Source organism: Rothia sp. CCM 9416, assembly GCF_048513535.1.
Taxonomy (GTDB): Bacteria; Actinomycetota; Actinomycetes; order Actinomycetales; family Micrococcaceae; genus Rothia.
The window spans coordinates 1-12,071 of record NZ_JBLXXR010000021.1 but is presented as its reverse complement, the minus strand read 5'-3'; the positions used below and the strand labels follow the sequence as shown (position 1 = coordinate 12,071).

At 53.7% G+C, this 12,071-nt stretch carries 9 protein-coding genes; 6 read left to right on the top strand and 3 right to left on the bottom strand.

Translation table 11 applies throughout. The annotated features are described in order from the left end of the window. Positions 1-102: 102 nt before the first annotated feature. A complete protein-coding gene (locus tag ACN080_RS08675; protein WP_419113560.1) occupies positions 103-1,521 on the bottom strand; it encodes a DUF4192 family protein in 1,419 nt (472 codons plus the stop codon). A 192-nt stretch (positions 1,522-1,713) separates the two neighbouring features. Then, positions 1,714-2,667 (bottom strand): proteasome assembly chaperone family protein, encoded by a 954-nt coding sequence (locus ACN080_RS08670; RefSeq protein ID WP_419100096.1) that lies wholly within the window; start codon positions 2,665-2,667, stop codon positions 1,714-1,716. A 320-nt stretch (positions 2,668-2,987) separates the two neighbouring features. Here ACN080_RS08670 and ACN080_RS08665 point away from each other — a divergent pair, with 320 nt between their 5' ends. From ACN080_RS08665 to ACN080_RS08650, 4 genes are all read left to right on the top strand, one after another. Then, a complete protein-coding gene (locus ACN080_RS08665; protein ID WP_419100095.1) occupies positions 2,988-4,502 on the top strand; it encodes a leucyl aminopeptidase in 1,515 nt (504 codons plus the stop codon). A 352-nt stretch (positions 4,503-4,854) separates the two neighbouring features. Continuing rightward, positions 4,855-6,231 (top strand): dihydrolipoyl dehydrogenase, encoded by a 1,377-nt coding sequence (gene lpdA / locus ACN080_RS08660; RefSeq protein ID WP_419100094.1) that lies wholly within the window; start codon positions 4,855-4,857, stop codon positions 6,229-6,231. Between the two features lie 90 nt (positions 6,232-6,321). Continuing rightward, on the top strand, positions 6,322-8,028 hold the full coding sequence (gene sucB, locus ACN080_RS08655; protein ID WP_419113559.1) for a 2-oxoglutarate dehydrogenase, E2 component, dihydrolipoamide succinyltransferase: 1,707 nt from the start codon (positions 6,322-6,324) through the stop codon (positions 8,026-8,028). Between the two features lie 203 nt (positions 8,029-8,231). Continuing rightward, on the top strand, positions 8,232-8,615 hold the full coding sequence (locus ACN080_RS08650; protein ID WP_419100092.1) for a hypothetical protein: 384 nt from the start codon (positions 8,232-8,234) through the stop codon (positions 8,613-8,615). A 100-nt stretch (positions 8,616-8,715) separates the two neighbouring features. Here the strand turns inward: ACN080_RS08650 and ACN080_RS08645 are convergent, their stop codons facing one another. Continuing rightward, entirely contained in the window at positions 8,716-10,341 is a 1,626-nt protein-coding gene (locus ACN080_RS08645; protein ID WP_419113558.1) for a protein kinase domain-containing protein, read from the bottom strand. A gap of 182 nt (positions 10,342-10,523) precedes the next feature. On the opposite strand from ACN080_RS08645, the gene lipB reads away from it, so the two are divergent. Further along, positions 10,524-11,195: a lipoyl(octanoyl) transferase LipB gene (gene lipB, locus ACN080_RS08640; protein WP_419104269.1), complete on the top strand. Its 672-nt coding sequence runs from the start codon at positions 10,524-10,526 to the stop codon at positions 11,193-11,195. 82 nt (positions 11,196-11,277) lie between these two features. Then, positions 11,278-12,071 (top strand): lipoyl synthase (locus tag ACN080_RS08635; protein ID WP_419113557.1); only part of this gene is annotated, 794 nt, incomplete at its 3' end.

Genomic DNA, 12,071 nt, shown 5'->3' with positions numbered 1-12,071 from the left:
TTGAATCATGCGGCCACACTACAAGCGGGGTCAATAGTCAAGTATGACATGTTTTAGCCCTACTAGCTAAGCGGCGCGATACTTACCAGCAGATTTCTTGTATTAGCGAACAGGGGGTACTCCCCCAGGCTGGGTAAGCCACATAGGAATAGTGCTGCTGCCCAGCAGGCTCTTCAAAAGAAGCGGGGAAGACTCCAGGTATTTTTGATCTGCACTTTCAAGAAGGTAAGAGGCTTCTGTCGAGTTCCCCCGGAGCCATTTAACCCAGGCTTGGCTCGCAATCAGCATAGATTCACACTTATGGCAAGCGATATTTTCGAAAAGGGCGCACAGCCGCTCCAGAGCTTCTAGCCTGCACCAATGAGGGGGCCTTTCAAGGGATCCTGAAAGCACCCCGGCAAAATGGGCCCCGGCTTCGTTGCTGTCGGCAGGCTCACGCATGCCTTGAGCGCTGAGGGTAGGGCTTATTCTCTCAAGATCAAAGGCTGACAGAGTCTGCGCCGAGGGTAACAGCCTTCTGCTACTCTTGCCTGCATCATCAAGAAAGAATTGAATATATCCCTCCATCAGACCCAGTGCTGCGAGAGTGTGCGATAGATCTGTGCAGGCAAGGTAGACCAAGTAATGCAAGGTGGCTGAGTTCGTCAGCGAAGCTACAAGATAGCCGGCTGCATCAGGCGGAACCGTTGTTCGAATACGATCGCCTAAAGTGGAGGGAAGTAGATTGTTCTCTTTCTCTAAGCGGACAGAATCAGCGACAGTTCCAAGCAGGCTATCCCAGAGCATCAGCTCTGCTTCTGCTTGAAAAGGCTCCAGCGGGTTAAGGGTTTGCTTCATCTCGACATACCGCACAGCAGCAGCCTCTGCAGAGGCCAGCCACAGTTCTGTTGTGTGTGGATGCTGAGTATCTAACGGGTTCCATTTTTTGAGGCTAAAAGCTTCATGCGAGCTACTGGATACAAGGGATCCTCGTGAAACAAGTTCTGCATAGACCGGGCTAGAAAAGATATCGTTTGCCCACCCTACAGGCTCCAAGCCACCGGTTTCAGGGTTGACCGACCAGTAGACGGTTCGCCCCACCGCGATGACATCAAGTACCTCAAGATTATGCCTCGAGCCAGTGCTCTGAATGGGTTCTAGGTAGTAAATAGCTCGCTCAAATAATTCTTGATCACTCCCAGTTATCGGGCCAGCAGGCTGGGTTAAAGGAGTGCTTGGGCATGTGCTAAGCAAGCCCCCGAACATCAGAACAAAGATCCTCTGAAGGCACTCGTTGAGACCATTCAGCCTTGGAATAGAGCTGAAGAGAGTATCTAAATAGTCCTCCGCTGGCATTTCAAACGGGTCGGCCATATCGACCCTTATCAGCGGTCCGACCCCTGAGCTTTCGGCAACCATGAGAACCAGGGAGTCCTTAGGCCAATACCCTAGAAGGTGAACACAGGTTGCAACGACGTCTCTCTCAGTCCGAATACGAGAAGTTAAGGCTGAGGAACTGCTTATGTGAGAAAAACTGTTCATGCCCCCAGTGTCAGTGTTAAACATGGCACAGGAGAAGCCTTAAACAGTCTGTGGAAAGCTCATCGAGGGTTTCCCCTGCACTGCCCCGATGTACAAATAAAGAAGTCACAGAAAAAGAATGGATCAATGTCGCGCCTATTAAGAGCGTGGACATCGCAATCCACAGCTCGCACAGTACCTGACATAAGTTCCCTAGAGAGGCCCCAGCTGGCCTTGACCTGGTTCATGACCAGAATCATTGCTCAGCTGCGCGAGGTAGGCCTCGATTTCTGCGCCAATTTCATCCCGGGGCGGAACGCGCCCGGCCGCTCGCTCAGACAAAGGTAAAGCGCTGAAACCCCTGGACGCGTTGGCATCGTAAGATTCTTCTAGGCGGTGAATCATCATTTGAATTTCAGGGTTAGCACTTGCTTGTTCATCAATCTGGCCCTGCACATTAAGTGAAAGCTCCCGCAAGCGGTCGGAGGGCAGGCTCAGCTTGGCGGCAAGCGAAAGGTGTTCCATAGCGACCAGAGCAGTCTGGGGAAGCTCAGATTCAGAAAGGTACTGGGGAACATTCACAGAGAAGCCTGCTGTACCAATACCGGCTTCGGTCAAGGCTACCTCGAGCAGACTTGACACCGAACCCGGGACGAGAGCTTCAGGCTGGAAGGAGGATATGCCGGCAGTCAAATCTTTGCGTGAGCCATGGGCTGTCACAGGAATCGGGCGTGTGTGAGGGACCGGCATAGGGAATGCAGTCACAGATAGCGCGACCGAAACATCGAGTCGTTGAGCAAGGTCAACGATATTTGAGGTAAACCTCTGCCAGAGAAAATCAGGCTCGGTCCCGGTCAGCAGCAGGAATGGCTTACCCAACCGGTCTTCTACAACATAGAGCTTGAGCTCGGGCAAAACAGGGTTGGTATAGTGGTCCTTCTTAAAGGTGATGCGAGGTCTGCGGGAGCGGTAGTCGTGGAGCCTGTCAGCGTCAAACTCGATGACGGGAAGGCTATCAAGTTCGTGCAGAAGGACTTCGCCCAGGTGCCCCGCTGTTCCACCGGCGTCCTGAGGGTGTGATAGGGCAACCACCAGGGGGAGGCCTTTAAGGCGCTGGTTCTCAAATACTCCAGCGTGGGCTATGTATAGCCGCTCATCGTGTCTCATGCTCTGCCCCCTTCGCCTAAAGGTCCATTCTTGTGTTGAGACTCTATAGTACTCCAGCCTCTCTAATACCGGCTGTGTATCTTGCAGTAATAACTGTTGTCGGTGAAGAGATATTCCTCATCCACACCAGCATTTCACAAAAATGTCATAAATCGCCCCAACCGACAGAGCTGTTAGCCGGCTCCACGGTACCTCCAGCAGGTTATCCACGGTACACATTGACGGTTTTTTTGCCTACCCTTATTAACTGAAGGAGCACAAGAAAAGTCGCTTTTCCCGCGGCCTCTATGTTCTCGCCCCAATATCTAAAGGAGAATTCTGTGAGCCAATCACATGATTTGTCATTTTCCGTTTCCTCAACCGACCTTGATGGGCTCGAGGCAAATGTTCTAGTTCTCGGCGTCTATTCCTCTGAGGAAGGCCCGGTTCTTGCATCCAACCCTCTTGGCGAAGAAACCGCTGAGGGTCTCGAAGCAATCCTTGAGGACCTGGGGGTGACCGGGGGCCAGGACGAACTCGTTCGCCTACCCGGTTTTGATGAAGCTGGAGCAGACCTTGTTGCTCTCATCGGGCTTGGGGTAGAAAACGACCAGCTCGCTCAAAAGCTGAACAGCCTCCGCTATGCCGCAGGTTCTGCAGTTCGCCAGCTAGCTGGCAACGAGAACGTTGCCCTTGCCCTAGGCGTCACCACCCCTGATGAAGTTGCCGCCGTGGCTGAAGGTGCCGCCTACGGAGCCTTTTCAGATGCTCAGTTGAAAGCAAAAACAGCAGAATTGGTCAAGGCACCGGTAGAGGACATCACCATTGTCACCGATCTTGACCCTGCAGAAGCCGAGCCGGCACTCACCCGTGCCCTGATTCTAGGCGAAGCTGTAGATCATACCCGCCGTCTGGTGAATACTCCCCCATCCCACCTCTACCCCGCAACTTTCGTTGAGCGAGCCTTAGAGCGTATTGAAGGGCTGGAAAATGTCACCGCAAAGGTCTGGGACTACGACCAGCTGGTAGCAGAAGGCTTTGGCGGAATCGCAGGTGTAGGTCAGGGCTCAGAACGCAAGCCTCGCCTGGTTGAGGTCAAATATGTGCCACAGGGCGCTACTCAAACCGTAGCAATAGTAGGCAAGGGTATTACTTTCGATACCGGCGGTATTTCCCTCAAGCCCCCCACATCTATGACCACTATGAAATCAGATATGGCAGGTGCAGCTACAGTCCTCAACGTGGTTGCTGCCGCATCAGAACTCAACATTCCGGTGGCAGTCAGCGGTTATCTCTGTCTGGCCGAGAACATGCCCGGTGGCAACTCGATCCGCCCCGAGGATGTCCTGACCATGCGTAGTGGCCACACCGTTGAAGTCATGAACACCGATGCCGAAGGACGCTTGGTCATGGCAGATGGCCTTGCCCTGGCATCTGAATCTGAGCCCGACGTCATTCTGGATATTGCCACCCTAACCGGCGCCCAGCTTATTGCTCTCGGTGTGCGTACCGCAGCAGTTATGGGCCACGATAATATCCGGGCCAAGGTAGTTGAAGCAGCTAGCGCCGCTGGCGAAGACTACTGGCCCATGCCCATGCCCGAGCATTTGCGAAAGTCCCTCAAGTCCCCCGTTGCTGACCTTCAGAACATCGGTTCCAGGTACGGCGGAATGCTTGTTGCAGGCCAGTTCCTTGAAGAATTCGTGGGTGAGAAAGATGGCGCCAAGATTCCTTGGGCTCACCTCGATTTTGCTGGGCCTTCTTTCAACGAAGAAGCACCCTATGGGTACACACCTAAGGAAGGTACAGGCCATTCCGTTGCAACCCTCATCAAATTTATTGAGGCCTACGCCTAAGCGGTAAGTATCGTTGAGCATCCCGGTTACCCTTCACAAAGGTAACCGGGATGTAATCGTTAACACCTCATGACGTGGCGTCCACCATAATATGAACATGAGCCTTTACCCCTGCCCCCAGAGATTCATAGCCCATTCAAAGGCTCAGCAGAGGCCCGAAAGGCTATCTACAAGGGGTCCTAGAGCAAAAGGCTAGCTCCCTGGGTGCATCAGGACCCTCAGTTTTAGTCACGGGGCACATAAGTCTCATCGGCGCAATAGTGGAGCTGTGCCCCGACAAGCGATAAGCTAGAAAATGACAGTAGATAAGGGGGCATTGTGTCTCCGCAAACCCATGTAAGGGAGCGTCAACGTGGCCGACTCGGCAACAACAGAATTCGATATCCTCATCCTCGGTGGCGGTAGCGCAGGCTACTCAGCTGCACTTCGAGCTGTACAGCTCGGTTTCTCCGTAGGTCTCATCGAAAAAAGCAATCTGGGTGGCACCTGCCTGCACACCGGTTGCATTCCCACCAAGGCTTACCTGCACGCAGCAGAGCTCGCTTCTGAGGCAAAGCACGCCTCACAGTACGGTGTTAACACCACCCTTGAATCCATTGACATGGCCAAGGTTCGTGACTACAAGGACGGCATCGTTGCCGGTAAGTTCAAGGGCCTAACCGGTCTTCTCAAGATGAAGAAGGTCACCGTCATCGAAGGTGAAGGTAAGCTCACCGGCCAAGACACCATCAGCGTTAACGGCACCGCCTACAAGGGTAAGCACATTATCCTGGCCTCCGGTTCTGTTTCCAAGACCTTCGGTATTGAGATTCGCGATCGCGTTCTGACCTCAACCGAAGCGCTGCAGATGGATTACCTCCCCAAGAGCGCAATCGTTCTGGGCGGTGGCGTTATCGGGTGTGAATTCGCCTCCATGTGGAACTCAATGGGCGTTGACGTCACCATTATCGAGGGCCTACCCCACCTAGTACCCAACGAAGATCCCTCCATCATCAAGGTTCTTGAGCGCGAATTCAAGAAGCGGGGCATCAAATCCTCACTGGGCAAGTTCTTCAAAACTGTTGAGCAGGACGCTAACGGCGCTAAAGTCTCCCTCGAAGACGGCACCACCTTTGAAGCTGATATCGTGCTCGTTGCTGTAGGCCGTGGCCCCAACACCGAGGGCTTTGGTTACGACCAACAGGGCCTGACCATGGACCGTGGCTTTGTCATTACTAACGAGCGACTGCACACCGGGGTAGGCAACATCTACGCTATTGGCGATATCGTCCCCGGTGTCCAGCTAGCGCACCGTGGCTACCAGCAGGGCCGTTTCGTTGCTGAAGAGATTGCTGGCCTGAACCCACAGGTGGTTGAGGATCTCCATATCCCCAAGGTCACCTACTGCGAACCCGAAATTGCCTCAATCGGCTACTCACAGCCCAAGGCTGAAGAGAAGTTCGGCAAGGAAAACATCGAGGTTACAGAGTACAACCTGGCCGGTAACGGTAAGTCCTCTATCCTTGGTACCGGCGGTCTGGTCAAGGTTGTCCGTGAAAAGAACGGCCCTATCATCGGTGTTCACGCTGTTGGCAAGCGCATGGGCGAGCAAATTGGTGAGGCACAGATGTGGGTTGTCTGGGAGGCTTTCCCCGAAGACGTTGCACAGTTTATCCACGCTCACCCCACTCAGAACGAATCACTCGGTGAAGCAGCAATGGCCTTGGCTGGCGCACCGTTGCACGGCTAAATAAGCTTCAGGTAGGTGGTCGCTCCGCACCCGTGAAGCACCACCTACCCTTTCAATATTCCATCACGTACAAGGAGACCACGAAGGACTATGTCCACTACCGTTGAACTGCCCGCACTGGGCGAATCAGTAACCGAGGGTACCGTTACCCGCCTACTCGTTGAAGTTGGCGAAACAGTTTCTGTCGACCAAGCTATCGTCGAAGTTTCAACTGACAAGGTTGATACCGAAGTTCCCTCACCCGTTGCCGGTGTTGTTGAACAGATTCTCGTTGAAGAAGACCAGGATGTCGAAGTAGGTGCTCCCCTGCTCGTCATTGGTGACGGCTCCGGCGCAAGCGTATCTGCTCCTGTAGCTGCACCTGCCCAGGAAGCTCCAGCAACATCCGCTCCCGCAGCTGAATCCGCTGCGCCTGCACCCACTCCTGCGGCTCAAGCCCCTGCAAGCTCCGCTGAAGGCGTTGAGGTTACCCTCCCCGCGCTGGGCGAATCAGTTACCGAAGGCACCATCACCCGCTGGCTCAAAGAGGTTGGCGAAGAAGTAGCCGTTGACGAGGCTCTGGTTGAGGTTTCCACCGATAAGGTAGATACCGAAGTTCCCTCACCCGTTGCCGGTACCCTGCTTGAAATCCGCATCCAGGAAGACGAGGATGCCGAGGTCGGCCAGGTTCTGGCCATCATCGGTAGCGCTTCATCTGCTGCCCCCGCCGCCTCAACTGATGCGCCTCAGGCCCCTGCAGCCGACGAAGCCAAGGTAGCTGATCAGGCGCAGGCACCGGTAGCGGTTTCTTCACAGGATGAGGCTGCTGAGGCTCCTGCTGTCGAAATTCCCTCCGGCGAGAACGGCGAAGCCTACGTCACTCCCCTTGTACGCAAGCTGGCGAAGCAGGAAGGTATCGACCTTTCAACCATCAAGGGAACCGGCGTTGGTGGCCGCATCCGCAAGCAGGACGTATTGGCTGCTGCCGAGGCTAAGAAGGGCTCTGCTGCAACCCCCGCCGCAGCACCCGCTCCCGTAGCTGCGCCAGCTGCTGCTCCTAAGGCCCCTGCTGCCCCCAAGCCTGCAGTCTCCTCAAAGCGTGGCACCACCGAGAAGACAGCTCGTATCCGCCAGACCGTTGCCAAGCGCATGGTTGAGTCGCTGGCAGTTTCAGCTCAGCTGACCACTGTCCAGGAAATTGACCTCACCCGTCTGGTTGCTCTGCGCAACAAGGCTAAGGCTGGTTTTGAGGCTCGTGAGGGTACCAAGCTGACCTTCCTGCCCTTCTTCACCAAGGCAGTTACCGAAGCTCTGCAGCAGTTCCCCCAGTTCAACTCCTCAATGAGTGATGACTTCAAGGAAATTACCTACCACGGATCCGAGAACATCGGCCTAGCAGTTGACACCCCCAAGGGTCTGCTTGTCCCCGTTGTTAAGGATGCCGGTGACCTCAACATTGCCGGTATCGCAAAGAAGATCAATGATGTAGCCAAGCGTGCACGCGACGGTCAGGTTGCACCTGAGGAGCTCTCCGGCTCAACCTTCACCATCTCATCAACCGGCCAAACCGGCGGTGTCTTCTTCACCCCGATCATCAACCAGCCCAACGTAGCTATCTTGGGTATCGGCTCAACCAACAAGCGCCCCGCTGTGATCCAGGACGCTGATGGTAACGATGTCATCGCAATTCGTTCGCTAGCATACTTCTCACTCACCTACGACCACCGCGTCGTGGACGGTGCAGATGCTGGTCGCTTCCTGGCTTTCCTCAAGCAGCGACTTGAAGAAGCCGCTTTTGAGGCTGAGGTCGGCCTCTAAAAACAGGTGGTGACTGAGTAAGGGACATCTAACCCCTTTACTCGCCCAGCTATTGTTTGAGGGTGCTCCCCCATCACATGATGAGGGAGCACCTTTTGTATACCCCCTGTTTTCCTGGGGTAACTGACATAGGTGCCGACCAACACACCCCTTGCTGTGACATAGTGTCGATAAAGGGCCCAGTATTCCGTAGACTAAAGAACATGTCTATTGCTTTTTCAATTCTTCTGTTTCTGCACATTATTGGTGCTTCACTAGTGTTTGGCCTTTGGGTAGCAAACTTTAAGAAAGCTGTCGTCCTGCCCGGCCAATTCCATGCCGCGCTCTTGCAGCTTGTTACCGGTTTCGCTCTCTACTTCATGCAGATGGCAGAAAATATGCAACTCAACCACATGATGATTGGCATAAAAATGGTGATTGCCCTGGTGATCGCTGCCGCTGCATTCGTAGGTCAGAAGAAGTACAAGGCCGCTCTTGCTCTTGGGACTCCTGAATCAGGTAAGAACATTGCTCTTGCCCACACCGTTGGCGGTCTTGCGCTGATTAATATTGCTATCGCAATTTTTATCCAGTACCCACAAATCTAAATCGCTGCCTGTAATCTAAGGGCATATCGAATTCGCCACTAGAGCGGTACGCATCAACTGTGTACCGCTCTATTTCTTATTCGCTTACAGTGCTTGAAGCCTAGCCTTCGTTGGCAGTAATAGGTTTTGCTGATTCTATTCTTAGCCCTTGACTAGAGGGCTGTAGTGTCAAGCTGACTTTCTGCATAATGCGTTCTCCATCTCGGGTCATACCTAACCGCGCTAGTTCCTCGTCGCTCCCCTTAGGGTTGTAGCCGCGAGCTTCAAGAACCGCTATTACTGTGTAGCTACCCTCCTGACCGGCAGAAATTTCCTCAACGGACACTACTTGGGACGACATTTGACTGAGATCTCTTGCTCCTTCTTGAGTCAGCATATTACGGTCATTGTGTTCTAATTCAGAACCGGGTAAGGCATAGTCCTGAACGCGATTGCTATTGCCAGAAGATAGAACTTGGCTTCGCAGGCGGATGAGTTCGGCTGTTTGTTGGGTAATTACTTCCTGGTGATCACCGCTGATACCACTCACCGGTTCGGAAGGTTTCTGTAATTCTGGCTCCTTTGTTGGTGATAGCGTGGCTGGGCTAGTCGGTAGTGACATTTCCTGTGACTGAGTTTCCTCCGCGGCTTGTTCTTGCGGGCTAGCGCTGAGACGGTCCTGGATCCACGGTAAGAAAACAGATATACACGCCCCCAGCGCAAGAACGATAGCCGCCAGAAGCGCTATAGCAACCCTCTGCTTCCCCGATTTCCATAAGGAGATACCAGCCCTTGATGAGGACCGTCTATTCAGTGTTTGGGGCTGCCCGTAGACTTTCGGTGCCCTCCTCATGCGGGTTTTAGGCTTGTTGGTCATCGGCTCAGTCTCAGTCGCCGTGTAGGCAGGGAGCCGGCTTAGGACGCTCTCGTTGGCACTCAGATGGAGCTCTAAGGGGGCAGAATCCGCAGTCAGGTCAAATAGGGCGGCAAGATCGGTCAGGCTCGGCTGATTTGCTCTCAGGTCAATAGCATCTTCAAGTGTTTGAGCAAGAGCGTCGCTGGCCTGAGGTAGGCTCAACAGAAGCGGCGCCCGGAGCCTTTGTGCCTTAGGTTCCTTGCCCGTAAGACAGAACCAGAGAATAGCGGCACAGGCGGCAATATCCTCTGCCTTTTTGGCCTCTTTGGCAGTATCGGGTGAAGTTCTGAGATCAAGGTCGGGCGCTAGAACTTTAAGCTCCCCCTTAACAGTGAAAACGCAGTGCTCTAACCTAAGGTCTCGGTAGGCAAGCTCTTGCTGGTGGAGGTATGTTAATGCCGCAGTCAGGGCCTTAGCTACGGTGGTAACTTGGGCAAGTGGAAGCTGGCCCCGGGCTCTGCAATAATCCGCTAGAGTACCTGCTTCAGCTGCCTCATACCAGATATGACCTGCACTAGGTGAGCTGGTTACTGCATCTACTCTCAGGACGGCAGGGTGGGTAGGTAAAGAGCAGAGCCGCTCAGCTGCTTTCATTGCGGCGGTTGCGCTCTTTGAATATTGAGTCAGCGTGTAAGGCCCTGCTTGTATCTCAAGCTGTCCTGCTGCCTGATAGCCACAGTCAGCAATCCAGGTAGAGTGGGTCGGCCCGCTTTCAAGGCGATATCGGAGGATGACATCGGTCAGGCCCTTGAGCGCGCTGTCAGATGCAAGGGGTTCCTGCTCAGGGTGAGATGGTGCGTCTTGTGGATGAAGAGATGCTTGGCTTTTCATGTTCTAGACATACCTCACATGCAAGAACCCATTAAAAAGTTATCCACAGAACAGACATTTATACTAGTCAGAGATACATTAGTTAGCTGTGGATAAAAATTCACAGTTGGTCACCAAAAACTTAAAGCCACACTTAGGCTAGCTATTTTTAGAGTCTGGCTAAAAGGACTACCCTAGAGGGTATGGCACTTTTGTTTGAGCGGGTCGGCTTTGCACCCCAGTACGTTGACTATGAGACGGCGCTTCAATACCAGCGCAAGACACACGAAAAAGTCGCTACCGGCCAACAACAAAACACCGTCCTGCTCCTAGAGCACCAGGAAGTTATTACCGCTGGGAAAAGAACCGAAGACCATGAGTACCCCAGCGACAATCGAGTTCCTGTGATCAAAATTGATCGTGGTGGCAAACTGACCTGGCACGGCCCCGGCCAGCTCGTTGGATATCCCATCGTCCAGCTGCCCGAACCCATTGACGTGGTCAGGTACGTGCGAGTCTTAGAAGAGGTCCTCATCAAGGTCCTTACCGGGCTCGGTATCACCTGCCAGCAAGTGGAAGGTCGCTCTGGTGTCTGGGTCCGGGGTGACGGGGCACTGCTACCAGATAAGAAAATAGCCGCCATTGGAATTCGAGTCTCAAAAAACACCACCATGCACGGCTTTTCCATCAACTGCAATAACCCCACTGACCCTTTCGGGGCTTTCATTCCCTGCGGAATTACAGATGCCGGGGTCACCACGATTAGTGAACAGCTCGGGCGGAATATTTCTCCAGCAGATATTGTTGAGCAGGTTGAAAAGGAACTCGACCACTACGCCAACCAGCTAGCGGCATCTTTCGTTCCCGCCACCTAGCCCTTAAAGGGGTTCCCCTCAAAACCTTAAGCCCCCACATAGACTTAACGATGAGACCAATCTACAAAGGAGATTCCTCCACATGAGCGCCCAGCCTGACGGCCGCAAGCTACTGCGCGTTGAAGCGCGCAATGCAGAAGTACCTATCGAGAAGAAGCCCTCATGGATTAAAACCAGGGCTAAAGTAGGCCCTGAATATCAGGAGATGATTAACCTCTCCCGCGGTTCAGGCCTGCATACAGTATGCGAAGAAGCAGGTTGCCCCAACATCTATGAGTGCTGGGAAGATCGTGAAGCGACCTACCTGATTGGCGGCTCTGAGTGCACCCGTCGCTGCGACTTCTGCATGATTGATACAGGTAAGCCGATTGCTATTGACCGCACGGAACCAATTAAGGTAGCCCTCAACGTCAAAAAGATGGGCCTGCGCTACGCAACTGTCACCGGCGTTGCCCGCGATGACCTTGAAGACGGTGGTGCCTGGCTCTACGCCGAGACAATCCGACAGATTCACAGGGTATCGCCCACCACAGGTGTCGAAATCCTGATCCCTGACTTCAAAGGCAAAGAAGAAGACGTCCAGCAGGTCATTGATGCCCAGCCCGAAGTCTTTGCTCACAACCTTGAGACAGTACCCCGTATTTTCAAGCAGATTCGTCCCGCTTTCCGCTACGAGCGCTCACTCGATGTCATAACCCAGGGCAAAGAAGCCGGCCTGATCACTAAGTCCAACTTGATTTTGGGTATGGGGGAAACTAACGAGGAAATCTATGAGGCCCTCTGTGACCTACACGATGCAGGAACAGACCTTATTACCCTGACGCAGTACCTACGCCCCGGCCCGCTCTTCCACCCCATCGAGCGTTGGGTCAAGCC